The 24861-nt window shown below is 60.4% G+C and carries 24 protein-coding genes; 7 read left to right on the forward strand and 17 right to left on the reverse strand.

Translation table 11 applies throughout. The features are described 5' to 3' along the window. The first annotated feature begins 72 nt into the window (after nt 1-72). Nucleotides 73-999, forward strand: a complete 927-nt coding sequence (locus QE453_RS00445; protein WP_125271376.1) for an AraC family transcriptional regulator — start codon at nt 73-75, stop codon at nt 997-999. A 29-nt stretch (nt 1000-1028) separates the two neighbouring features. Here QE453_RS00445 and QE453_RS00450 read toward each other — a convergent pair whose 3' ends face one another. From QE453_RS00450 to kduI, 8 genes are all read right to left on the reverse strand, one after another. Next, nucleotides 1029-2309: a TRAP transporter large permease gene (locus QE453_RS00450; protein WP_044459266.1), complete on the reverse strand. Its 1281-nt coding sequence runs from the start codon at nt 2307-2309 to the stop codon at nt 1029-1031. Continuing rightward, the gene (locus tag QE453_RS00455) at nt 2310-2831 is read right to left on the reverse strand and encodes a TRAP transporter small permease (RefSeq protein WP_022562649.1); all 522 of its coding nucleotides are present in this window, start codon (nt 2829-2831) and stop codon (nt 2310-2312) included. Between the two features lie 70 nt (nt 2832-2901). Further along, on the reverse strand, nt 2902-3879 hold the full coding sequence (locus QE453_RS00460; RefSeq protein WP_309776158.1) for a TRAP transporter substrate-binding protein: 978 nt from the start codon (nt 3877-3879) through the stop codon (nt 2902-2904). A gap of 144 nt (nt 3880-4023) precedes the next feature. Next, nucleotides 4024-4902, reverse strand: coding sequence for a D-galactarolactone isomerase (locus tag QE453_RS00465; protein WP_077987633.1), 879 nt, complete (start codon nt 4900-4902; stop codon nt 4024-4026). Continuing rightward, nucleotides 4899-6035 carry a D-galactarolactone cycloisomerase gene (locus tag QE453_RS00470; RefSeq protein ID WP_004444983.1) on the reverse strand — a complete coding sequence of 379 codons (1137 nt, stop codon included), beginning with the start codon at nt 6033-6035 and terminating at the stop codon, nt 4899-4901. Before QE453_RS00470 ends, QE453_RS00465 begins: the two co-directional genes overlap by 4 nt. A gap of 24 nt (nt 6036-6059) precedes the next feature. Beyond that, nucleotides 6060-6971 carry a 5-dehydro-4-deoxyglucarate dehydratase gene (gene kdgD, locus QE453_RS00475; RefSeq protein WP_004444985.1) on the reverse strand — a complete coding sequence of 304 codons (912 nt, stop codon included), beginning with the start codon at nt 6969-6971 and terminating at the stop codon, nt 6060-6062. 112 nt (nt 6972-7083) lie between these two features. Next, a complete protein-coding gene (kduD, locus tag QE453_RS00480; RefSeq protein WP_004444987.1) occupies nt 7084-7827 on the reverse strand; it encodes a 2-dehydro-3-deoxy-D-gluconate 5-dehydrogenase KduD in 744 nt (247 codons plus the stop codon). After that, on the reverse strand, nt 7824-8648 hold the full coding sequence (gene kduI, locus QE453_RS00485; RefSeq protein ID WP_004444988.1) for a 5-dehydro-4-deoxy-D-glucuronate isomerase: 825 nt from the start codon (nt 8646-8648) through the stop codon (nt 7824-7826). Before kduI ends, kduD begins: the two co-directional genes overlap by 4 nt. Nucleotides 8649-8785: 137 nt before the next feature. On the opposite strand from kduI, the gene QE453_RS00490 reads away from it, so the two are divergent. From QE453_RS00490 to QE453_RS00500, 3 genes are all read left to right on the forward strand, one after another. Beyond that, a complete protein-coding gene (locus QE453_RS00490) occupies nt 8786-9583 on the forward strand; it encodes an NAD(P)-dependent oxidoreductase (RefSeq protein WP_309776159.1) in 798 nt (265 codons plus the stop codon). 106 nt (nt 9584-9689) lie between these two features. Continuing rightward, complete coding sequence (locus tag QE453_RS00495; RefSeq protein WP_309776160.1) at nt 9690-10427, forward strand: FadR/GntR family transcriptional regulator; 738 nt, start codon at nt 9690-9692, stop codon at nt 10425-10427. A 37-nt stretch (nt 10428-10464) separates the two neighbouring features. Further along, nucleotides 10465-10782: a cupin domain-containing protein gene (locus QE453_RS00500; RefSeq protein ID WP_006700391.1), complete on the forward strand. Its 318-nt coding sequence runs from the start codon at nt 10465-10467 to the stop codon at nt 10780-10782. 8 nt (nt 10783-10790) lie between these two features. Here QE453_RS00500 and QE453_RS00505 read toward each other — a convergent pair whose 3' ends face one another. The 6 genes from QE453_RS00505 to QE453_RS00530 all read right to left on the reverse strand — a co-directional run bounded on the left by QE453_RS00505 (nt 10791) and on the right by QE453_RS00530 (nt 18708). Next, nucleotides 10791-12023, reverse strand: coding sequence for a Xaa-Pro peptidase family protein (locus QE453_RS00505; protein WP_309776161.1), 1233 nt, complete (start codon nt 12021-12023; stop codon nt 10791-10793). 319 nt (nt 12024-12342) lie between these two features. Continuing rightward, complete coding sequence (locus tag QE453_RS00510; protein ID WP_309776162.1) at nt 12343-14346, reverse strand: aldo/keto reductase; 2004 nt, start codon at nt 14344-14346, stop codon at nt 12343-12345. Nucleotides 14347-14391: 45 nt separating this feature from the next. After that, complete coding sequence (locus tag QE453_RS00515; RefSeq protein ID WP_244455356.1) at nt 14392-15477, reverse strand: ABC transporter ATP-binding protein; 1086 nt, start codon at nt 15475-15477, stop codon at nt 14392-14394. An 11-nt stretch (nt 15478-15488) separates the two neighbouring features. Beyond that, nucleotides 15489-16325, reverse strand: coding sequence for a carbohydrate ABC transporter permease (locus QE453_RS00520; RefSeq protein WP_035210329.1), 837 nt, complete (start codon nt 16323-16325; stop codon nt 15489-15491). Then, nucleotides 16322-17182, reverse strand: a complete 861-nt coding sequence (locus QE453_RS00525) for a carbohydrate ABC transporter permease (protein WP_022562661.1) — start codon at nt 17180-17182, stop codon at nt 16322-16324. Before QE453_RS00525 ends, QE453_RS00520 begins: the two co-directional genes overlap by 4 nt. 254 nt (nt 17183-17436) lie before the next feature. Then, entirely contained in the window at nt 17437-18708 is a 1272-nt protein-coding gene (locus tag QE453_RS00530) for a sugar ABC transporter substrate-binding protein (RefSeq protein WP_309776163.1), read from the reverse strand. Between the two features lie 86 nt (nt 18709-18794). On the opposite strand from QE453_RS00530, the gene QE453_RS00535 reads away from it, so the two are divergent. Then, nucleotides 18795-19691 carry a helix-turn-helix domain-containing protein gene (locus QE453_RS00535; protein WP_309776902.1) on the forward strand — a complete coding sequence of 299 codons (897 nt, stop codon included), beginning with the start codon at nt 18795-18797 and terminating at the stop codon, nt 19689-19691. 58 nt (nt 19692-19749) lie between these two features. Here the strand turns inward: QE453_RS00535 and QE453_RS00540 are convergent, their stop codons facing one another. Next, nucleotides 19750-20604 carry a helix-turn-helix domain-containing protein gene (locus QE453_RS00540; RefSeq protein ID WP_004445008.1) on the reverse strand — a complete coding sequence of 285 codons (855 nt, stop codon included), beginning with the start codon at nt 20602-20604 and terminating at the stop codon, nt 19750-19752. A 124-nt stretch (nt 20605-20728) separates the two neighbouring features. Between QE453_RS00540 and QE453_RS00545 the strand changes: the two genes are divergently transcribed. Both QE453_RS00545 and QE453_RS00550 read left to right on the forward strand, forming a co-directional pair. Further along, the gene (locus QE453_RS00545; protein WP_309776164.1) at nt 20729-21925 is read left to right on the forward strand and encodes an MFS transporter; all 1197 of its coding nucleotides are present in this window, start codon (nt 20729-20731) and stop codon (nt 21923-21925) included. Nucleotides 21926-22010: 85 nt separating this feature from the next. Beyond that, on the forward strand, nt 22011-22907 hold the full coding sequence (locus QE453_RS00550) for a LysR substrate-binding domain-containing protein (protein ID WP_309776165.1): 897 nt from the start codon (nt 22011-22013) through the stop codon (nt 22905-22907). A 24-nt stretch (nt 22908-22931) separates the two neighbouring features. Here the strand turns inward: QE453_RS00550 and QE453_RS00555 are convergent, their stop codons facing one another. Further along, nucleotides 22932-24212 carry a TRAP transporter large permease gene (locus tag QE453_RS00555; protein WP_004445017.1) on the reverse strand — a complete coding sequence of 427 codons (1281 nt, stop codon included), beginning with the start codon at nt 24210-24212 and terminating at the stop codon, nt 22932-22934. Between the two features lie 3 nt (nt 24213-24215). Then, nucleotides 24216-24767 carry a TRAP transporter small permease gene (locus QE453_RS00560; protein ID WP_004445019.1) on the reverse strand — a complete coding sequence of 184 codons (552 nt, stop codon included), beginning with the start codon at nt 24765-24767 and terminating at the stop codon, nt 24216-24218. Nucleotides 24768-24861 lie beyond the last annotated feature (94 nt).

Raw genomic sequence — 24861 nt, forward strand, 5'->3', positions numbered from 1 at the left:
CGTAAAAGCAATTTATGCGGTGACAAAACCAAATTTCAGCGCCAAGGTGAATTAACAAAGACGAGGAAAAAGATGGACGAAATCGAAGGTGGCATCCTGTCATCCGTTCCGCCTGCGGCGCTCGACCTCAACCTGACGCGCGCGACGATCAAAATGGAGCATTCGCGCACCTGGCAGATCGACAAATCCAATCCGGTGGACGATCTCATCATCTGCCTGGAAGGGCGCGGGCACTATCTCGTTGATGGCGAAGCAAGGGTACTGGAGCCCGGTGACGCCATGCTTATTTTCCGAGGGCAACGCTTTGTCGGGTGGAACGAGCAGGCCGTGACCTATCGCGGCGTGGCGCAGCATTTCACGCTCGATATTTACGGCCGCCACAACCTGATCGCGCAGATGGACCTGAAACCGAAACTGCGGCTGAGCCGCTGGTCGCTTCTGGAGCCGCTGGTGCGCCACTACCGGCAGAGCGCGCCTCCTTCCTCCGTCACTCTGGGTCAACATCATCTATTCATGGTGCTTCTGATCGCCTTCATCGATGACGCGTTTCTGGGCTGGGTCGACCGCCCGAGTTTTCAGCCGGAGGGTACGGAAGGCCTCGACCTTGCGGTGATGAAGGCGATCACGATGATTTCCGCCAATCCGTTGGACCCCGACATTGCCGGGCGGGCCACCGATGCGGCGCCCTATAATCGCGATTATTTCCTGCGGGAATTCCAGAAGCGGGTGGGACGGACGCCGCGCAAATATCAGGAGTTCAAACGCATGGAACGCGCCATGCATTTTCTCGAGGCCGGACTTTCGGTCTCGGCAGCGGCGGCCGAGGTGGGTTATGGCGACCCCTATTATTTCTCGCGCATGTTCAAGCGGACATTGGGATTAAGCCCGCGTGACCATATGAACCGGATACGCCGCAGCCGGCACGGCAACCTGATGGCATTTGACGAGCATGAGCAGCAAAGGCTGCTTGCCGACGAAACGGAAAAGGCTCCGGCATAACGGGGCCTCCTCGTTTGAAAGCGCTGGAATTACCGGAACAGTGACGGCAACCACAGGGATAGTGACGGAATATAGGTGACAGCAAGCAGCACCGCGATGCTGGCGCCGAAGAACGGCCAGATCGTCCGCATTGCCTCCCGTATCGATATGCCGCCCACCGCGCAGCCGACGAAGAGCACCGTTCCGACCGGCGGCGTATTGAGACCGATGCCGGCGTTCAGGATCATCACCACGCCGAAATGCACGGGGTCGATGCCGAAGGCCTTTACGACAGGCAGAAGCACCGGCGTGGAAATGATGACCATCGGCGCCATGTCCATGAAGGTGCCGAGCAGCAGCAGGATGATGTTGATGACAAGCAGCACGATGATCGGGTTGTCCGAAATCGCGCTGATTGCGGCAATCATCAACGTCTGGACCTGCAGAAAGGCCATCAGCCAGCCGAAGGACGCCGCCGTGCCGATGACCAGCAGCACCATGGCCGTGGTGCGGACAGCACCCATCACCGCATCCACGAAGCCGTCCCAGTTGAGTTCGCGATAGACCAGCATGGCGACGAGGAAGGCATAGAGCACGGCGATGCAGGAACTCTCCGTCGCGGTGAAGATGCCCGAACGCACGCCGCCGAAGATGATGCCTATCAGCAGGATGCCGGGGAAAGACGCCAGCAGATAATACATCAGCTTCGAGAAACCGGGGAAAGGCTCGGACGGATAGCCCTTGCGCCGGGCGACGATATAGGCCGTCACCATCAGCGCTGCTGCAAGCAACAGGCCCGGAATGATACCGGCGGTGAAGAGATCGGCCACAGAGACATTGCCGCCCGCCGCGATGGAATAGAGGATCATGTTGTGCGAGGGCGGGATCATCAGCGCAATGATGGCGGCGTTGACGGTGACATTGACGGCGTAATCCCTGTCGTAACCGCGTTTTGCCATCTGCGGGATCATCAGCCCGCCCACGGCAGAGGCATCGGCCACGGCCGAGCCGGAAATGCCGCCGAACAGTGTCGAAGCCACGATGTTGACCTGACCAAGACCGCCGCGCAGGTGCCCCACGAGGCCTGCCGCGAAGCGGATGAGGCGGTGGGCGATGCCGCCGCGCACCATCAGGTCACCGGCGAAGATGAAGAACGGTATTGCCATCATCGCGAAGACATTCATGCCGGAATTCATCTGCTGGAACACCACGATGGGCGGCAGGCCGAGATAAAGAACCGTGGCGAAGGACGCGATGCCGAGACAGAACGCGATCGGCGTTCCGATCAGCATCAGCAGGGTGAATACCCCGAAGAGAATGGTGTAAGCCATTTATGCGGCCTCCTGCACGATCACGTCTGCAGCGATTTCCTCGCCGATGGAAAGATCGACGAAACGTTCGGCAGCAAACAGCGCGATAAGGAAACCGCCGCCGATCAGCGGAAAGAAATCCGTCCCGCCCGGCCAGCCGAGAACAGGGATCGTCGCCGTCCATGTCCCCATGGCAAGCGAGGTGCCATACCAGGCCATGCCGGCGCCGAAGAAGAAGATCAGCGCAAGGCTTGTCAGGTCCATGCCCTTCTGCACGCGCGGCGGCATCATGTAGCGCAGAATATCGAGCCCCAGATGCACGCTCTCGCGCACGCCGACGGCGGCGCCAAGCATGATGAACCACGACATGAGATGCAGCGACAGCGGCTCAGACCAGCTGGGTGAATCGTTGAGAATATACCGCGCAAAGACCTGCCAGCCGACGATAAGCGTCATGGCGATCATGCCGATACCGGCAATATAAAGCGACGCGTGGCTAAGCGCGCCGAGAAAAGGGCGGATGGCCCGCATGAAGTGTCGCATTGTCTGTTCCTCCCGCATCAACGGCGACAAAAGAAAACCGGCCCTGTTTCCAAGGCCGGTTTCCCACGCGTTACTTGACCGCTTTCACCCGTTCCAGAAGGTCCTTCATCTTCGGATCGGTGACGAACTTGTCGTAGACCGGCCCCATCGCGGCAGCGAATTCCTCCTTGTTGACCTTGATGACATTGACCCCGCCGGCCCGGACCTTTTCTTCCGATGCCTTTTCGCGGGCGCTCCACAGTTCGCGCATCTTGCCGACCGAATCCTTGGCCGCCTGGCGCAGCAGCTTCTGGTCTTCCGGGGAGAGCTTGTCCCAGGAGATCTTCGAAATGACGAGGATTTCCGGGTTCAGAGAATGTTCGGTCAGAGAATAGTTCCTTGCCACCTCATAATGACGGGCGGATTCGTAGGATGGCCAGTTGTTTTCGGCACCATCGACAACACCGGTTTCCAGTGAGGAATAAACCTCGCCCATCGGCATCGGCGTCGGGTTGGCGCCGAAGGCCTGCATCATCGAAATCCACAGGTCCGACTGCTGCACGCGGATTTTAAGCCCTTTCAGATCCGCCAGTTTTTCGATGGGCTTTTTGGTGGTGTAGAAGGATCGGGCGCCGGAATCGTAAAAGGCGAGACCGACGAGACCGTGCGGTTCGAAGGCAGCCAGAACCTCATCACCAATCGGACCGTCGACCGTATTGTGCATGTGCTCCGTCGAGCGGAACAGGAAAGGCAGACCAAGAACGGTGGTTTCCTTGACCAGATTGTTGAAAGGCGCGGCATTGACGCGGTTCATGTCGATGACGCCGAAGCGGGTCTGCTCGATGGTGTCCTTTTCGCCGCCAAGAACGGAATTGTTCATGACCTGTATCTTGATACGGCCATTGGTCCGCTCGGCCAGAAGCTCGCCCATATATTTCACGGCTTCGACCGTGGGATAACCGTCCGGATGAATATCGGCAGAACGCAGGGTGATTTCCTGCGCCATGGCGGAAACACCGGACAGCGCGATCCCCATCGCGACGCACATCATGCTTGCAATCTTTTTCATGCTTTCCTCCTCCATTGTTGAAACGGCCCAGCCCCTCCAAGGCTTGTCGGGCCGATTTTTTCACGCCCATCCGGGCCGGCATGCAAAGACCTTTCATGTGAAAAGGATGATGGGGCCTCCCTTCCCCAACCATCCCGGATTGACCTATGACGCCTTGAATGGCGGCAGCTTGAACAGCTCTTCGGGGTTTTCGACCAGCGCCCGATGACGCGCCGCCTCATCCGGAAGCCAGCCAAGCGTCAGTTCCGCAAGGCGGGCATCATCAGGATAGGCAGCCGTCTCGCGTACAGAATTATGCGGCCAGTTGGTGCCCCAGACGATGCGTTCCGGCGCATGCGCCGCGATCACCCGCGAAAAGGCGGCGACATCCTCGTACGGCCAGCTTTCGCGGGAGCTTTCATAAACGCCGGCGAATTTGAACCACAGATTGCCGCCGTCGATGAGTTTCAGAAGCGCCGCCATTTCCGGCCCATCGGTTTTGAGGCCCTTGAAGAACTTGCCGTGATGATCGAACACCCAGCGCGAGCGGATTTTCTGAAGACGCGGCAGATGGTCGAGAAGACCGTTTCCGTCGAACTGTACCGCCACCATCCAGTCGGCCGCATGCGCCCGCTCGTCCACCGCTTCCAGTTCGGAAAGGTTCACCGCGCCACCCGGCAGATCCATGATACGCGCGCCGACCGCACCCGCGGCGGCAAGCTTCTCCATGTCCTTTTCGCTCGTGGTGGCATCGATGATGACGACCGCGCGCGCCGCCTCGCCCATCTCGGCAACACAGGCCAGCGTATTGCCATTGTCTCGCTGATGGGCGTTACCCTGCGTGATGATGACCCGGTCTATGCCGAGCCATTGCATGAGGCGACGATAATCCTCCGGTCCCGGCAGGGCGCCCGGCGGAAGGCCGGGGCCACCCGGCAAGGCGGGATATCCGGGCAGATACATGTGCATCTGCGTATCGACCGCGCCTTTCGGGAAAGCGGGTTTCGGCGCGGTGCCGCTCAGCTTTCTGACGAGTTCACTCATGGGTCTGGCATCCTGAATTCAACGAGTGCATCCCGGTTGATCTCAATGCCGAGACCGGGACCATCGGGAATGGCGACGATACCGTTCACCGCTTCGAGAGGTTCACTGAGAACCGCCTGACGGAACGGATTATGGGTGCGGTCAAATTCCATGATCGGTTCGATGGGATTGACCCGCACCGGATCAGGCGTCATCGCCGCCATGAATTGCAGCGCGGCGGCGATCTGTACGCCGGTGCCCCAGACATGCGGCACGATGCGCACGCCGTGCAGCGTGGCAAGCGTGGCAATCTTCTGCGTTTCTGAAAAACCGCCGCATCCGCAGAGATCGGGCTGGAGAATATCCACGGCACCGGCGGAAAGCGCCTGCCACATGCCGTGACGACCATGCCAGGTCTCGCCGCCCGCAACCGGGATCGGCTGCCCTGCCCGTACACGCTGATAGGCATCGAGCTGTTCGGGAACCACCGGCTCCTCGAACCAGTCGATGCCATAGTCGGCGGCGCGGTTGCCAAGCGTGACGGCTTCGGTGACCGTATAACCGTGATTGGCATCGATCATCAGCCGCATGTCAGGCCCGATCGCCTCTCGAACCGCGGCTATGACCCTGAGGTCCTCCTCGATGCCGAAGCCGATCTTGATCTTGCAGGCGTGGAAGCCGTCAGCGCGGCGCTCCGCCATTTCGGACGCATTGTCTGAAACGCGGTCGACACCATCGCGCTTGAAGCTGCCGGTGGCATAGGCGCGTACGCTCTCGCGCCAGCGCCCGCCGAGCAGCATCGAGATGGAAGCACCGTAATGCTTGCCCTTGATGTCCCACAACGCGATATCGATGCCGGACAGGGCCGTAAGACTGAGGCCGCGCTGGCCCTGATCGCGCAGGGCATTATAAAGCACGGCCCAGATTTTTTCGGTCTGGCGAGGGTCCTGGCCGATGAGCCAGCCGGAATAAGCCTGGACCACGGCGGCGTTCGGCCGCGCCGGGCCGAGGCATTCGCCCCAGCCGACGGTCCCGTCGTCGCATTCGATTTCCACCAGAACATGGGCCCGCCGGTCGAAACGCATGGAGGCGCTTTCGAACGGCGTGTCCAGACGATGTTCGAGCAGATGCGTGCGCACTGCCGTGATTTTCATGGCTCCCCTCCCGTTATGCCGTGATCAGGCTTTGCGCTTGTGCGTGCCGATCAGCGCTTCGAGCATGCCGATTTCCTCATTCGTGAGGTCCTTCAGCGGCGCACGCACCGGACCGGCATCGAAGCCCTGCAGGCGGACGCCGGCCTTGATGGCGGAGACGGCATAACCCTTGGCGCGGTTGCGGATCGCCATGAATGGATAGAAGAAATCGACAAGAATGCGCTCGCAGGTGGCACGCTCGCCGGCGCGCAGCGCTGCGTAGAACTCGTTGGCAAGGCCGGGCACGAAGTTGAATACGGCCGAGGAATAGGTGGTGAAACCGGCACCGAGATAGGCTTCGGCGAACAGTTCCGCGGTTGGCATTCCGCCGAGATACATCAGGCGGTCCCCCATCTTGGCGGTGATCTGGCGAACGAGGCCGATATCGCCGGTGCCGTCCTTGAAGCCGACAAGGTTCGGGCACTCGTCGCACAGCCGCGCCAGCGTATCGGCCTGAAGAACCGAGTTGTCACGGTTATAGACCATGACACCGATGCCGACCGACTGACACACCTTCTTGATATGGGCGTAAAGCCCTTCCTGCGGCGCATCGATGAGGTAATGCGGCAGAAGCAGGATGCCATCGGCGCCGACCTTTTCGACAGAGCGGGCGATATCAACCGCAATTTCAGTGCCGTAACCGCAGCCGGAAACGATGGCGGTTTCGCCGGCGACTTCCTTGGCGGCGGAAACGATCGTCGGAATCTCATCCGGCTTCAGCGAAAAGAACTCGCCGGTGCCGCCTGCGGCAAACAGCACCGGCGCCTTGTAACCGGCAAGCCATTCGACATGGGCCCTGTAGCTGTCGGCAGCGAAACGGCCCTCGGAATCGAAATGGGTGACCGGGAAAGACAGAAGGCCGGAGCCGAGAGCCGTTTTGATTTGTTCAGGGTTCATGATTGGTATTCCTTTGAAGTTCAATGACTGAAAGTCACCTAAACGACTTGCCGTATATTTGTCAACAATTCATCATACAAGTTATATGATGAATTTTACAAGCGGGCGCGGCTCAGCGCGCCAGCCAGCCGCCATCGACATTGAGAATGGCGCCATGCACATAATCCGCCGCCGGCGAAGCAAGGAAAACCGCCGCCCCGGCTATATCGTCTGAATGACCCCAGCGGCCAGCCGGAATGCGCTCGAGAATGGCCCTGTTGCGGACCGCATCCGCGCGCAGCGCCTCTGTATTGTTGGTTTCGATGTAACCCGGCGCAATCGCATTCACATTGATGCCCTTCGCCGCCCACTCATTTGCCAGAAGCTTGGTGAGACCGGCGACGCCATGTTTTGCAGCCGTATAGGACGGCACACGAATGCCCCCCTGGAACGACAGGAGCGAGGCGATATTGACGACCTTGCCGGGGCGGCCGTTCGCCAGCAGCTCCTTTGCAAAGGCCTGCGTGGTGAAAAACAGCGCCTTGAGGTTGACGTCCATCACCTCGTCCCAGTCCAGCTCGGAAAATTCAACGGAATCGGCACGGCGGATGATGCCGGCATTGTTGACGAGAATGTCGAAACCGGCACCGGCAAAACTGTCTTTTGCCGCCAGCGGATCGGCAAAGTCGATAGACAATGCGCTGGCCTTGCCGCCGTCCCTCGCGATGATGGCAAGCGTTTCATCCGGCGCACGACGGGCGGCGCAGACGACGTCCGCACCGGCAGCGGCGAGACCCACCGCAATCGCCTGGCCGAGCCCCGTATTCGCGCCGGTGACGAGCGCCTTGCGCCCCTGAAGCGAAAAGGGGTTCCTCATTTCAGGTCTCCCGGCTGAATGAAGTCCATGTCGGTATAGTCGACATTGTCGCCGGCCATGGCCCAGATGAAGGTGTAGGAGCCGATGCCCGCACCGGAATGAATGGACCAGGGCGGGGAAATCGCGCCTTCTTCATTTGAAATGAACAGGTGGCGGGTCTCCTGCGGCTCGCCCATCAGGTGCAGCACGCGCGACTTTTCATCCATGCCGAAATAGAGATAGGCCTCCATGCGGCGATCATGAATATGCGAGGGAATGGTGTTCCAGACCGAGCCGTCCTCCAGTGTCGTATATCCCAGCACCAGCTGGCAGCTTTCCATGACCAGCGGATGGATGAACTGGTTGATGGTGCGCTTGTTGGAGGTTTCGGTTGCACCAAGCTTGACCTCCTTGCTGTTCGCCAGCGTCACCAGCTTCGCCGGCAGGCTGCGATGCGCCGGGCACGAGGTGATGTAGAATCGCCCGGCGCCGTCGAAGGTCACCGCGCCGCTGCCGGCACCGAGATAAAGCACGTCACCGCGGTTCAGCGTGTAGGTTTCGCCGCCGGCGCTGACCGTGCCCGCCTCACCGATGTTGACGATGCCCATTTCACGCCGATCGAGGAAGGAAGGCGTCCTGGTTTCCTCCACCTTGTCGAGCGTCAGCGGCTTTCCGTCAGGCACGGCGCCGCCCATCACGAAGCGGTCGTAATGGGTGTAGATCAGCTTGATTTCACCGGAACGGAACATGTCGCTGGCGAGGAAATGCCGGCGGAGACCTTCGGTATCCAGCGTTTTTGCATATTCCGGGTTCACGGCCTGCCTTGTTTCGACGGTCAGCATCAAACTCATCCTTCATGATTGTTGCGTATGGCACATAATATATGTTATCCGCTTTTTGTACGATCTGTATGACAAGGTCAAGAGGCGCTGCCATATCTGACTGCGTCGATGACGTATAATGCTGATGGAGAATTGCGATGAAACGGCTTCTTGTTACCGGTGCGGCAGGTCAGCTCGGCCGCGTCATGCGCGAACGCCTCGCACCGGTGGCCGAGATATTGCGCCTCGCCGATCTTGCTCCGCTAGACCCGGCAGGCCCGAACGAGGAATGCGTGCAGTGCGACCTGGCGGACGCAAAAGCCGTGGATGCCATGGTCGCCGGTTGCGACGGGATTATCCACCTTGGCGGCATATCGGTGGAAAAGCCGTTCGAACAGATCGTTCAAGGCAACATCATCGGGCTTTATAATCTCTATGAAGCCGCCCGCGCCCATGGACAGCCGCGGATCGTTTTTGCCAGCTCCAACCACACGATCGGTTATTATCCCCAGACGGAGCGTCTTGGCCCCGACGCCCCCTTCCGACCGGACGGGCTTTACGGCGTCTCCAAGTGTTTTGGCGAAAACCTTGCCCGCATGTATTTCGAGAAGTTCGGGCAGGAGACGGCGCTTGTGCGCATCGGCTCCTGCACCCCGGAACCCACCAATTATCGCATGTTGTCCACCTGGTTCTCGCACGACGATTTCGTATCGCTGATCGAAGCGGTATTTCGCGCACCGATCCTCGGCTGCCCCGTTGTCTGGGGCGCGTCTGCCAATGATGCCGGCTGGTGGGACAATTCGCATCTCGGTTTTCTCGGATGGAAACCCAAAGACAATGCGGAGGCCTTCCGGCGGCACATTGCCGAGACAACGCCGAAACCCGACCCCGGCGATGCCATGGTGCGGTTTCAGGGCGGTGTTTTCGTCGACAACCCGATCTTCAAGGCGACGTGAAAAGCGGCAGGGAACGTTCCCGGCAGGCGGTGGGATTGCAAGCCGGGCCGCGAATAACGTATCGAGGAACGGTAGACGCAACCGATATTTTAGAACGGCGACGAAGATGACAAGAACGACGACCTCCGAACCGGCAGCGCCACAGGCCAAAACGCTTGTGGTGAAGGTTTCGGAGGAACTCCGCAGCCAGATCGCCAAGGGCCGTTACAAGACTGGCGACCGCCTGCCATCGGAAGCGCAGATGACGCAGGAATTCGGCGTGAGCCGAACCGTTGTGCGCGAGGCGATTGCTTCCCTGCGCTCAGACGGTCTCGTCGAAGCGCGTCAGGGCGCCGGTGTCTTCGTACTGGAGCCCGCCCCGGTCGAACGGCGGCCTTTCCATAATGTCGATCTGGCCCGCGTCTCCTCGCTGATAGAAATGCTGGAACTGCGCACCGCGGTGGAAGGCGATGCCGCGGGCCTTGCTGCGATCCGCCGTTCGCCGGCGCAGGAAGAAAAGATCATCGAGGCCTTCGACGCCTTCCGCGCCAGCGCCGCCAAGGGCAGCCCGACGGCCGAGGCCGATTTCGCCTTCCATCTGGCCGTTGCCGAAGCGACCAACAATCCCCGCTTCAGCGAGTTTCTGCAGGTGCTTGGCCCGACCGTCATTCCCCGCCGCGCCGTGGCCGAAAACGGCTCCGAGACCGTGCTTTCGCCCGCTGATCTCAGCCGTCTGGTGGGAGAGCACGAGGCGATACTGATCGCGATACAGGACGGCGACGAGGAGGCGGCGCGAAGCGCCATGCGCAACCACCTGAAAAGCAGCCAGATGCGATACCGCGCGATGTTGCGCGCACCGCGCTGAGATTGCCGCCTGAACCGCATTGACTGAGGAGAAAGATATGCAGCAGCTTCCGACCTTCCCCACTGTTTCGCCCGACGATGGCGTAGAACGCACCGTGCTTTCCGAAGCGCCCGAACTGATGGTGGTATCGTTCCGTTTCAAGACCGGCGCGGAAGGCAAGCTGCACAGCCATCCGCATGTACAATCGACCTATGTCGCCAGCGGCAGCTTCCGCTTTTACCGTGATGGCGAGGCCTACGACCTCAAGAAGGGCGATAGCCTCGTCATTCCCGGCCATATCGAGCATGGCTGCCTGTGTCTGGAAGAGGGCGAACTGATCGACTGCTTCACGCCGCGCCGCGACGATTTCCTCTGATCCGGCGATCAGTCCGCAGATAAATCCCGTAGAGTGCGTGGCAGGCTGTTCATGCACTCTGCGCCAGATGCGGTGACGAGGAACTGGTCCTCGATCATCAACGCACCCACGCCTTCCCCATAAAACGGCGCTTCGAGCGCGACGACCATGCCGGGAAGAATGAGTTCCGGATTGTCGTGGGAAAAGAACGGCCATTCCTCGATACCCACGCTGCCACCAACGGAGTGGCCGAAGTGGCCGCGATAATATTCACCGAAGCCGTCCTTGCGCATCGAGGCCAGCATGGCGGCGTGCACTGCACCGAATGTATTGCCCGGGCGGAGCGCGTCCAGCCCGCGGGCGAAGGCCGCTTCCAGAGCCTTGAAGATATCGCCCGCGAAAGGCGAAACCGGCCCCCATGAAAAAGTCCGCGCGCCATCCGAAGAATAACCGTCCACCAGCGTGCCCACATCGGCCTTGATCAGCGCACCCGGCGCGACCGCTGCCGTCATATCCGACAAAGCCGGGCCGACCGAAATGAAGTCCCAATGCCCGCTCAACGAAAAACCGGATTTCGCGGCATATGCCTGCGCGCCGGATTTCCAGGCGGCGGAGAGTTGACCAAGGGCCGCCCCCGGTCGGACGGCGGCTGCCATCTCGACCAACCCCGCCTCGGCGGCGGCTGACGCCTGCCTGAGAAGTTTGATCTCGCGTTGGGATTTCACCGCCCTCAGACGTTTCAGCACCGTCGAACCATCAACCCAATTCACCTCGGGCAGCGCCTGACGCAGGGCGAAAAAATCGGCGGCGGGCATGAATTCAAGGTCGGCACCGATGCGCGTCGCGGACAGTCCGCGCTCCCGCAGCAGATCGGAGAGCAGGCCGAAGCAGGCGGTACGATCAAATGTCTCTGGCCGCGCCCCGCCAGAATTGTTGCGGCGATAGGCATCATCCACCTGCGCGAGGGTTTCCACACCCGAAAGATCGACCAAATCGATCCAGATGCGATGGCAGCGCAGATCGATATCAGGTGCCGCCCTCCTGATGATCGGCGCGGCATGATCACTGACGACAGCGGCCAGCCCTGCCCCGGCATCGGCAGGCACCAGCGCAATTGCGGAACCCGCTTTGCCCCACATGGTCGCAACACCGGCAGGCGCACCAACCGCATAACGAAAGGCCTCGGGCTGGAACAGTACCAGCGCATCAATCTCCGCCTCCCGCATCAGCTGCTGGGCGCGGCCTCGGTCGATATCGCTCATGGGAACTCCGGTGATTGTTTGGCAGCAGGTTTGTGAACCTACGCTTTAGCAGTCACCGGGATAGGAAAGAAGGTGGAAGATGATGTCTCAACCCTGAGAGTCGTCAGTTGCGCGAGCGCTTCCCGCATGTTTCTTTTCCCCGGCGGGGAGAAGTCCGCGGCAGCGGGATGAGGGGGGGCTCCGGAAGAGATATCCGGAGAGCTAGCCCCCTCATCCGACCCTTCGGGCCACCTTCTCCGCGGCGGGGAGAAGAAATATGCCGCAACGGCTTGCCCTATCCGAAAGAGGCGGCAGATAAATCCTCAGCCTCAATCCACTCTTACGCCTCCAGCCACTTCACCTGCTCGTCCGTCAGCGCAATATCCAGCGCCGAAAGACTATCCTCCAGCTCCGCAATCGTGCGCGGCCCGATCAGCGGGATGACCGGGAAAGGCTGGGCGATGACATAAGCGAGAGCGATATGGATTGGGTGGCGCCCGAGTTTCTGCGCAAGCTCGATCGCCCGATCGCGACGGACGAAATTGCGGTCGGAATACCAAACGCGGACGATTTCCTCATCGTCATGCTTGTCCCGCCCTGCCCGCTCGGTGAAGAAACCGCGCCCCTGGCTGGACCAGGCGAAATTGGGGATTTGTCGGGATTTCAGCCATTCTTTCCATTCGTCATCCGATGCCGCCACGCAGCCTGCCCAGATGGGATCGAGCATTTCGGCAAGCGAGAAATTGTTGGAAAGTGCGCCGGGGGCCTGTTTGCCGTTCTTCTGCGCGTAAGCCGCGGCCTCATCCATCCGTTCGCGCGTCCAGTTCGAGCCACCGAAAATGCCGCGAATGCGCCCGCGCCGAACCTCGGCATCCATGGCATCAACGAACTCGTCCACCGGGACGTCGAGATTATCGCGATGCATGAAATAAACATCGACATAATCCGTCTTCAGACGCTCCAGCGACTGATCTAGCTGTTTGGCGATCATATCGGGATAGCAGAGCGGCGAATGCGCACCCTTGCCGATCAGCACGATCTCTTCGCGCGGCACGTTGCGGCTGGTGTGCCAGTCGCTGAAAATCGCCTCCGTTTTGCCGCCGCCATAGACATAGGCCGTATCGAAGAGATTGCCGCCGGCCTCGTAGAAGGCATCGAGTGTCAGGGATGCGGACGCGAAATTGGGGAAGAATTCGAAACCGAGCGCGACCACCGAAGCGGGCTTGGCAAGGCCCGGTATCTGCCGCTTCGGGACCGTATTTCCGGATACAACCTTACCACCGGCTATATTGGCGATGCGCGACGTCGCCTTTTCGACGCTGTATTCCAGCCCGACGGAAGCGCGCCACTGGTCCATGACGCGCAGGTTGCCGAGGCTGTCCGCCCAGGCCATGCCGGGTGCATCGAATTCCTTTTTACCCTGGCGAATTGCTTCGCCCGCCGCATCGACCTCGAAGGAATAAAGCCAGCGATCCTCCGGCAGCTCGATGGTTTCCACCTTGTCGCCCCTGATGATATCGATCCGCCCGGTGCCGCCCTTGTGGCCGGCGGCAAACCAGAAATCCCTGACCTCGATCCGGCCGTCCGAACCGATGATGCGCAGCACATTGTCCTGCGCCGCCATGATCGAGCACGAGACTTCGGCGACGATGCCGTTTGGGAATTTCAGCACGGCCGAGGCCCATTCATCAACGCCCGACTGGCCGAGATGGGCAGCACCCGCCACTTTTTCGGGCTCCGCAAAAGGCTTTCCATCCACAGCGCCTGCGATCATCCGCACCATGGAAACCGGATAACCGCCGACATCGAGAATGCCGCCGCCCGCGGTTTCATTGGCGAACAGCCGGTGATCGGCCCGGAACGAGCCCATGTTGAAACCGAAGCTGGAGCGGATGATGCGGATATCGCCCACCGCGCGGGCTTTCACCAGTTCCAGCAATTTCGCCGTCTGCGGATGCAAGCGATACATATAGGCTTCACCGGCAAAAACGCCGGCCTTTTTCGCCTCATGGAAAATGGCGTCGGCGTCATAAGCGGAAATCGCGATAGGCTTTTCCACCAGCACGTTTTTGCCCGCCCGGATTGCCTTGATTGCCCACTCGGCATGGCCCGTATGGGGCGTGGCGATATAGACCGCGTCGATATCGGGATCGGCAAGCAGCGCATCGTAACCCTTCACAATGCGCGCGCCGGGAAAAGCTTCGGCAAGGCCGGGCTTGTCCGGATTGCGAGTGGCGATGGCCTCCAGCCTGCCGGTGCGGGAATGGGCGATACCGTCAGCAAAGGTTCTGGCGATGGTGCCCGGGCCGATGATGCCCCAGCGGATCGGTTGTTCGGTGGTCATGAAATCCTCGTCTTTCGTATCGGTCTTGGGTGCTTGGGAAAGGGTTCAGCGCAGGCGTTCGCCCTTGCTGTCGAAAAGGAAAGCGCGGCGGGCGGAAAGGCCGACCGTCAGCCGGTCGCGATTGCCGACATCACGCGATTCCGGCCGCTCGATGATGATCTGCTCGCCGCCTTCGGTTCGGGCATAGACATAGCTGGTATTGCCGAGATGCTCGGCGACATCGACATGCACGGTGAGATCGGCATCGCCCCCGCCCGCATCGGCAAAATGCTCCGGCCGGATGCCGAGCGAGACCCTGGCGCCCTCGTTGACGCGCTCTTTAATCGGCAAAGTCAGCCGCACCGCAGGATCGCTGTCGAGGGCGAGCGTGACGCTGTCGGCGCCGCCGCCGATGACAGTGGCGTCGAGAAAGTTCATCTTCGGCGAGCCGACAAAGCCGGCGACAAAGCGGTTGGCGGGATCGTCATAGAGATCGAGCGGCGCGCCCACCTGTTCGATATTGCCCGCCCGCAGGACCACGATCTTGTCGGCCAGCGTCATCGCCTCGGTCTGGTCATGCGTCACATAGATCATCGTGGTGCCGAGTTGCTTGTGCAGGCGCGAAATTTCGACGCGCATCTGCACCCGCAGTTCCGCATCGAGGTTGGACAGAGGCTCGTCGAACAGGAAGACCTTCGGCTCGCGCACAATGGCCCGGCCGATGGCCACACGCTGCCGCTGGCCGCCGGAAAGCTGTTTCGGCCGGCGATCCATCAGTTCATTGATCTGCAGGATTTCGGCGGCGCGGTTGACCCGCTTTTCCGTATCGGCCTTTGGGTTGCCGTTCATCCTGAGGCCGAAGGAGAGGTTTTCGGCCACCGTCATATGCGGATAAAGTGCATAGGACTGGAACACCATGGCAATGCCACGATCGGCCGGATCAGCATCACTGACCGTCTTGCCGCCAATCACGATATCGCCGCCGGAAATATCCTCCAGCCCCGCGATCATTCTGAGAAGCGTGGATTTTCCGCAGCCGGACGGGCCGACAAAAACGACGAATTCCCCGTCTTTCACCTCAAGGTTGGCGCCATGGATCACCTCCAGCGCACCGTATCGCTTGACCACGTTTTTGAGCGAAAGTTCCGCCATGCGGCCTCCCCTTACTTGACTGCCCCGGCTGAAATGCCGGCGATGAAGTGACGCTGCAGGACCACGAAAACCACGAGAATGGGTGCGGTCAGCAGCACCGCGCCAGCCATGATGCCGCCCCATGACACCTTGGTGAGCCCGATAAGGGTGCCAAGTGCCACGGGTGCGGTCATCATTCCTGGGCGGGAATTGATGAGAAGCGGCCAGAGGTAGTTGTTCCACGAGGCCAGGAAGAGAATGATGGAGAGCGCCGCCATTGTGGGCCGCGCCAAGGGCAAAGCAATGCGCAGAAAAATCTGCCATTCCTTGACGCCTTCCACCCGCGCGGCATCGAAAAGCTCCGTCGGCATCATCGAGAAGGATTGCCGCATGAACAGCACGCCGAGCGAGTTGAAGAGCGGCGGCACGATCAGCGCTACCCAGGTATTGGCGAGCTTGAATTCCCGCGCCACCATGATGAATTGCGGAATGACCACGACTGCAAACGGCAGGGTGATGGTGCCGAGAATGATGGCGATCACCACGCCGCGTCCCGCAAAACGGTAACGCGCCAGCGCCCAGCCCGCCATCGACGTCAGGAAGACCGAAAGGACGGTGTAGATGCAGGCGACGGTGATCGAGATGAACATGGCCCTGAGGAAATTCGTATCCGCCTGCAGGTTGTTGAAATTCTCGATGAAGTTGGTGGACGGCACCAGAACGATATCGGGGCTGAAGATGCCGTAATCCGGCATGGTCGAGAACACGAACATCATCCACAGCGGAAACAGCCAGATGACGGCAAGTGGCGTCAGCACCGCGTGCAGCGCGATCTTCTGCCAGAAAAGCGATCTTGATTTCGATCTCATTTCGGCTCCCTCCCGACCCAGAGATTAAGCAACGAAATGGCGATGGCGAGCGCCGCCATGGTGTAGGCGATGGCCGAGGCGTACCCGAAATTGAGCGAGGTGAAGCCCTGCCGATAAAGGAAGAGTCCCAGCGTTTCCGTGCCGCCGCCCGGCCCGCCCCTGTTGGTGATGAGGAAGGGTTCGGCAAAGAGCTGCATGGTGCCGATGACCGACAGGACAACGCAGAACAGGATGATGGGCTTGAGGAGCGGCAGCGTGATATGAAAAAACTGCTGGCGCTTGCTCACCTTGTCCAGCGTCGCCGCCTCATAGACATCGCCGGGGATCGATTGCAGACCGGCGAGAATGATGATGGCGTTATACCCCGCCCAGCGCCAGGTCACCGCGATGATGACCAGCGCCATGGCCGCATTGGCATTGTCGAACCACGAGATGGGCGCAAGGCCGACTGACGTGATGAGCTTGTTGATGATGCCAAAATCGGCGCTGAACATCAGCCGGAACACCGCCGCATAGGCCACCTCGCCGACAACGACAGGCGCGAAGAAGGCAAAACGATAGAGCGGCCGCGCTTTCAGCAGCGGCGAATTCAAGAGCACCGCCATGACGGTGGCGAGCGCGATCATGACCGGCACCTGAATGACCAGAATGATCAGCGTATTGTAGAGCGCGTTATAAAAAGCCGGATCGGAGACGAGCCGCCCCCAGTTCATGGACGGTGCAAACCGCCACGGGTTAATGCGGGTATTCTGGAACGACAGCATGAACGAGCTGATGATCGGCCAGACCCAGAAGGTGGCGAAAATCAGGAGATAGGGCGCAAGGAACGCATAAGCGATCCTGTTCCTAGACGGCATGACGACCTCCAGATGCCGGACAAGGGCCGGATAAATGGAAAAGCTTGAAGGCCTGCCCGATTTCGAGGGCGAGACCATTGCAAGGCGGTGCGGCCTATTTTGTTCTCCCCAAAGGGGGAGAAGGTGGCCCGAAGGGTCGGATGAGGTGGTTAGCTCGCGATCTATCACCAACGTTGCCCCCTCATCTCGCTGCCGCGGACTTCTCCCCTCGGGAAGAAGAAGCCCGTGGCACCCGCTCGGTCCTGGCCGCCGGCTTACTGCGCGACAGGCAGCCCCGTGGCCGTTTCGATCTGCTTTGCCGCATCATCGAGCGCAGCCTTCGCATCGGGATAGCCACCTGCGAAATATTTCGTCTGCGTCGCCTTGTAGATCGCATCCGCATCGGACTGGAATGCCGTGCCGCGGCTTGGAACGATCTTCGGCAGCGTGGCGAGAATATCGGTCCAGACCGCCTGCCCGCCCCAATAGGGGTGCTTCTCCTTCACGAAGGGATCGTCGATGGCTGATAGCAGCGAGGGAACGAGGCCGAAGGATTTCAGCATCGTCACCTGGCCCTCATTCGTGGTCAGCGCGTAATCGATGTATTTCCATGCGGCTTCCTTGTGCTCGGACGTCGAACTGATCGCCAGCGAAGACCCGCCAAGATTGGCCGCATGCGGACCGTCAGGCGTGAGGCTCGGCATCAGATAGACGCCCCATTTGCCCGCGAGATCGGGCGAGCCGGAGCGGATCGTGCCCTCGTACCAGGCGCCATACATCTGGCTGGCGGCCTTGCCGGCGGTATTCGCCTGGATCTTTTCATCCCAGATCGCCGCCGTGATGATGCCGGCGTCCTTCATTTCCTTGACCTTTTCAAGGGTCGCGACACAGGCGGGCTGGTTGATGGTAATGTTCTGGCCATCGGTCGAAAAGTAACCGCATCCCTGCTCATTGGCGATCATGCGGAACCATTCGCTATCGCCGTTGAAGTCGGCCTGCGCCATGACCGTTCCGGGATTGGCAGCCATGACCTTCTTGCCGGCGGCGATGAAATCATCCCAGCTCTTGATGGTGGCCGGATCGACGCCCGCCTTCTCATAGAAGTCGCGGCGATAGAAAACCGCTACCGGGCCGGAGTCCCACGGAACCGCATAGGCGACACCGTCAACCTCCAGTTCCGTGCGCTTGAAATCAGGGAAAAGCGCCTGTTTCTCAGGCGTATAGCCAAGCTCGGTCAGATTGGCGAAACAATCGGGAAAACGGCTCCAGAACAGTTCCGCTTCGAAATTTTCAATGGTGACGATATCAGGAAGACCATCGCCCCCGGCGGCGCACGCAGCCAGCGTCTTGTCAAAAACCTGATTGTTTCCAAGGTCTTCAACGACGATCTTGATATCCGGATTCTGCTTGTTGAAGCCCTCTACCGTGGATTTCAGCGCGGAAGCCGCGACATTCCAGCTCCAGATGGTGACGGTCTCGGTTTGCGCGAAAGCCTGGGCTGCAAGAAGCAGCATGGCCGTAGACGCGCCAAGAAATTTCAAGCACATTGAAAACCTCCCTTTTTCAATTGCCGTTCTTCAGCGAACATGGGCACATTACCGGCGGCAGGAAATCTGTCTCGTAAAAAGGGAACATCGATTTGGCGGAAAGTAAGATTGCTGAAAGAGCCTTCTACCAGCCGGGTGCAAGCAGCATCGAAGGCATGCCGACAACCCTTCAGCTTTTTCACAATCACCCGCCCATCATGCTCAGGCCACACTGGCACGCGCAGGTGGAGGTGAATTACGTGATGGCGGGATCGGTGCATTATCGCATGGGCGATCATGACCTTACGCTTAATTCCGACCAGATGTGCATCTTCTGGGGTGGCCAGCCGCACCAGATGGACCACTCTTCCGACGATTCGTTTTACGCCGGCGCGCATCTTCCGCTCGTGCACTTTTTCCGCATGCGCCTGCCCGCTACCGTTTCGAGCCTGCTGATGGGCGGTGCGACGATGGTGAGTGCTGAGACGGACAAGGCAGACGCCGAAAATTTCGGCCGCTGGTTTCGCTATGTCACCTCCGGCGACCCGGCGAAAGCCCAGCACGCGGTGGAAGAATTGCTGCTCAGGGTCGAGCGGATGTTCCTCGAGCCATACTCCGTCATATCTTCCGCCGCCAGCGGCAAACGCAGAGAGAACGATGAGGGCATGGCGCCCTCCATCGGCGTGGTACGCATGTGCGATTTCATTGCCGCCAATTTCCTCGACGATATCGACGCAACCGACATCGCCCGCGCCGCCGCGCTTCACCCGAAATATGCGATGAACCTGTTCCGCAAATCCACCGGCATGACGCTGATCAAATATCTGACCCTGCTCCGTCTTTCGCGCGCGCAGGCCATGCTGATGACGGGCAAGGACAATATCCTGCAAATCGCCATGGAAAGCGGTTTTGGCTCGGTCAGCGCATTCAACAAGGCATTCCGCCAGATATCAGGCATGTCGCCTTCCGATTTTCGCCGCGACATGCGGGCGGCGGCGGCTTAGGGTACCCTCCTCATTCCTGTGCTCGTCACAGGGATGAGGTTGAGTGAGCCACCCAACCCTAGCCACCCATCTCTTCAAAATCGGGAAAAGCAGCGCTGCGTTGCCGCGCCGCCTGGCGATAAGCCCGGGGCGAGCTGCCCAGCATTCGCCGGAACATCGTTGTAAAAGCGGGGATGTTTTCATAACCGGCATCCAGCGCCACGTTCGTCACGGCCTCCCCCGCCGCCAGCCGCGGCAGGGAGGCGAAGATGCAGGCCTGCTGACGCCATGTGGCGAAGCTCACCCCCAGTTCCTTGCGAAACAGACGCGTGAAGGACCGGCGGCTGATGCCCATGGCCGCCGCCCAGTCATCGATCTCCACCCGCGCCACGGGCCTGTTGAGGAAATCCCGGCAAAGCGCTGCCAGCCGCTGATTGTCCGGAAATGGCAAACCCAAAGGGCGTTCCGGCAGGCGGTTCACTTCATCCAGCAAAAGTGCGCGCACGAGACCCTGCCGGTGAAAAGCAGCTGGCTGATGTTCCTCGGCCAGCAATTCGGAAATCAGGCTCGAGGCGAGATCTGTTATTTCCACGACCCTTGGAGACGTTGCCTGGAAGAGATCGGGATGGACGTAGATGGAGTGCATCTCGACATTGGAGATGACTTCGGCCTCATGTTGCAGACCGGCGGGAATGAGCAGCCCGTGACCCGGCGGTATCATCCAGCGCCCATCCGCCGTGCTGACCAGCACCACCCCCCGGCGCGCGCACCATATCTGCACGCGACTATGGTTATGGGGCGGAGTGCGATGCCCCGTCGGATAGATGCGATGGAGCGCCAGCACCGGCTCATTGGTGCCGTCGATCAGTTTCAGGCTGCGCTCATGCTCCTCGAGCGTCACACCGACTGTCTGTCGCGATTTGATTTTTGCCATTTGGCCCACTCACAAAGAAACTCGTCCAGAACACAAATGCAGGCCAGACACAATATGAATAAAAGCGGGAGCAAATAAAGACATGTTTCCCGTTTCATCAGCGGGGATCTGGAGAGGATAATTCATGGCCACCGTCACCAGCACCGGGTTCAACCCGCAACGCACGGCGTTTTCAATCATCGCAGCCGCGAGCTTCTGCCATATGCTGAACGACATCATGCAATCGCTGCTGACGTCGCTTTACCCGTTGCTGAAAGCCAATTACGCGCTCGATTTCGTACAGATCGGACTGCTTACCTTCGCCTTTCAGGTCACGGCATCGCTGCTGCAGCCGGTCGTCGGCATGGTGACAGACCGTTGGCCCATGCCGTTTTCCCTGCCCGTGGCCATGCTCTCCACCTGCGCCGGCCTCATCACGCTCGCCTTTGCCCATAGTTTCGAGGTCCTGGTGATTGGCGCCTGCCTCATCGGCATCGGCTCGGCGATCTTCCATCCCGAAGCCTCGCGCGTTGCCCGCCTGGCATCCGGCGGCCGCCATGGTCTGGCGCAGTCCTTCTTCCAGGTGGGTGGGAATACCGGCACGGCCATCGGCCCGCTGCTCGCCGCCTTCATCGTCATTCCGTTGGGCCAGTCGAGCCTCAGCTGGTTCTCGCTGATTGCCCTCCTCGGCTTCGGCGTGCTGTCCTGGGTCGGCGTCTGGTATACCCGCCACCGCCGCGCAACCATCGGCAAGGCTCCGGCCAGCCGCGCCCTGCCGCTCTCACGCGGAACCGTGATGATGACGCTTCTGGTGCTGGTGGTTCTGACCGCCACCAAAAATGCCTATCTCGCCAGCCTGTCGAGCTACTTCACCTTCTACACCATCGACAGGTTCGGCCTTGGCGTGCAGGACGCGCAGGTACTGCTGTTCCTCTTCCTCGGCGCTTCGGCACTGGGCGTGTTTTTCGGCGGCCCGATCGGTGACCGTTTCGGCTCGCGCGTCGTCATCTGGTTCTCGATCCTCGGCGTCATTCCCTTCGCGTTGATGCTGCCCTATGCGAACCTGTTCTGGACAGCCGTTCTGGTCGTCGTCATCGGCTTCGTCTTCTCTTCCGCTTTCTCGGCCATCGTCGTTTTCGCGCAGGAGCTTGTGCCGGGCCGCGTCGGCCTCATCGCCGGCATGTTCTTCGGTTTCGCCTTCGGTTTCGGCGGCATCGGGGCTGCGGTTCTGGGGGTCTATGCGGATAAGGAAGGCATTGAATTCGTCTACCGCATCTGCTCCTACATGCCGCTGCTCGGCCTTTTGACGGTCTTCCTGCCGAAACTGCCGAGCCACCGCTAAAAGCCTCGCGTTCAACGCTTTTCAACACGGCGGTCACCTGTGATACTCGGGTGACCGCCGTATTCCGTTGAGCAAAGCCCTATCCATGCAAATCCCGATAAAATCGATCCTCGTTTTCCACGCCGCGGCAAGGGCGGGCAGCATTTCCCGGGCGGCGGAAGAGTTGAGCGTGACGCCTTCGGCCGTTTCCCAGCAGATCCAGCTGCTGGAAGGCCAGCTCGGCACGACGCTGATGGCGCGGACGGGCCGCAAGGTGACATTGACGGAAGCGGGCGAGCGCTATTTTTCGATGATCACCGCCCAGATTGAGCAGATATCCGACGCGACCGACAGCATTCGCGGTTTCCGTTCCGTCACGGCACTGACTATCCGGGCGACGCCGACCATTTCCAACAAATGGCTTCTGCCGCGTCTCGGCTCCTTTCTGGAGGAGCACCCTGAACTGGAAGTGCGCTTGGACGGCACCAACGAGCCGACCGATTTTTCGCAGGAGCTCGTCGATGTGGAGCTGCGCCACGGCGATGGTCGTTGGCCGGGCCTCTTCGTGGAAGGGCTGGTGGAAGAGGAATTCCTGCCGGTGTCCTCACCGCACTATGCCGCCACCGGAAGCCTTCAGGCCGCCGATCTGCTCGAACTGCGGCTCATTCATTCGGTGAAGGCACAGGCGCAGTGGACGCACTGGTTCCCGATGGCGGGCGTGCATTCAGACAAAAGATGGCGGCGCGTGCTGTTCGACCGCAGCCATATGGCCATCGACGCCGCGGCCGGCGGTCTGGGCGTCGCGCTGGAAAGCACGCTGATGATGGAACGGGAACTGAGCATCGGGGCGCTTGTCTGCCCCGTCATCGACGCACCGCGCATCAAGCTCGTTACCCAATGGATCGTTTGCCCGCATTCTCACCTGCGGCAGCGAAAGGTGACGCTTTTCCTGGAGTGGATGCGAAAACAACGCGACGAGTGGCGTGACCGTCGCGTTGTCTGAGTTTTTCAGGCGTACTGTTTCGGCTCAGTAAAGACCCATCAGCCGTATCGGCCCAAGCGTCAGGATCGGGAAAAGCACCAGCGCAAATATGGCGAGCGTCAGCACCGTCATCGGCGCCAGCGAACCGCGGATGACATCCTCGATCTTCATGTTCGCGACCTGGGCTGCGGCAAACAGGCAGACCCCGACTGGCGGCGTCACCAGCCCGAGCGTCAGCGTCATGACAGTGACGATCAGGAAATGGATCGGATCGATACCGAGCGCTTCGACCGGCGGCATCAATACCGGAATGAGGATGAACATGGCGGGGATCGCTTCCATGAAAATGCCGATGATCAGCAGGAACACGAAGATCACGAGCATGCCCGTCATCGGCCCGAGGTTCATCGCCTTCAAGAGTTCGGCGACCTGTTCCGGCAGGCCGTCAAAGGTGAAGACCCAGGCAGCCAGCTGCGAAGTGGCGGCGATGAACAGGATGGTTCCGGAAATGCGTGCCGTCGAGATGAGGATTTCCGGCAGTTCGCGCACCGGTAGCGTGCGGTAGACGATGACGCCGAGCACCGCGACATAAACGACCGCGATGGCAGCGGCTTCCGTCGGCGTGAACAGGCCGCTGGCGATGCCGATGATGAGGATCAGCGGGGTGAGCATCGGCAGGATGGCGCGAAGTCCGGTGATGACAACCAGACGGAAGTTGAAGGGGGTCGGCGGGTTATATCCGTAGTGCACGGAATAGAAGTGATTGAAGACCAGGAAGGCGAAGGCGATGAAGAGGCCGGGCACCAGGCCCGCGATCAGCAATGTGCCGATGGACACGTTGGCGATGGAGCCGGCAATGACGATCAGGATCGACGGCGGAATGATCGAGGAGAGCGTGGAGGTGCAAAGCGTCATGCCGACGGCATAACCCTTCGGGAAGCCATGCCGCTCCATCGCCTTGATCTCGATGGCGCCGACAGAGGCGATGTCAGCGACGGACGAGCCGGAGACACCGGAAAAAATCACCGAGGAGATGACGTTGACGTGACCGAGGCCGCCGGGCAACCAGCCCACCATGGCCTCGGCGAAATCGAAAATGCGCTCCGCCACACGCCCCCGCTCCATGACGGTGCCGACGAGGATGAACAGCGGCACGGCGACGAGCAGGAAGGAGTTCATGGACGAGAACATCGTCTGCGACAGCAGGTCCATCGGCATGGAGGTAAAGAGCCAGAGCGTGCCGACGCTGGCGAGCGCCAGCGCAATGGCAAGCGGTACACCGAGCATGCTGAGACCGAAAAAGGCGACGAGAAGAAAGACCGACATGGATCAATGTCCTGCTGAAATGGAGATGTCGGCGTGTGCGATCTCGTCCGCCGGCAGGCCAAGCTCGGGAAGCGCGATGAGCTCCCGGCGGCTGCGCAGCGATTCGACGATGGCGAGCACGGCGATGATGGCGGAAACCGGCAGAACGATGCCGATGGTCCACATCGGGATGGGAAGCGTGGCGGCGGTTTCGTTCATCATGACCTGCTGGCGCACCATGGTCAGGCCCGTCCAGCCCATCATGCCGAAGAAGAACACGGATGAACCGACGTAGATCGGCACCGCGAGCCGCCGGAAGAAGCGGTGAAACAGCACGAGAAACACCACAACACGGGCGCTTTCAACGGTGCGGAAGCCGGCGGCGAGGCCCAGAAACACCATCCAGATGAAGAGAAAGCGGGTCGCTTCCTCGGTCCAGGGGAGAGGACTGCCGATGAGGCGGCCAATGACCTGGAGGAGCACGACGATGAGAATGCCGGCGCAGGCCGCGCCTGCGGCCACATCGGCGATGAGTCTTACGATGGTGCCGAGCACCGAAGGTTTCGTATCGTTCATGACAATACCCTTCCACTGCTGAAACCGGATATCCGGTAAAACGAATGCCACCCTGCCCTCACGGCAAGACGACCCTGCCTGACATTTGGGAAGG

The sequence above is a fragment of the Agrobacterium sp. SORGH_AS_0440 genome, from assembly GCF_031453135.1.
In the GTDB taxonomy this organism is placed as follows: Bacteria; Pseudomonadota; Alphaproteobacteria; order Rhizobiales; family Rhizobiaceae; genus Agrobacterium; species Agrobacterium pusense.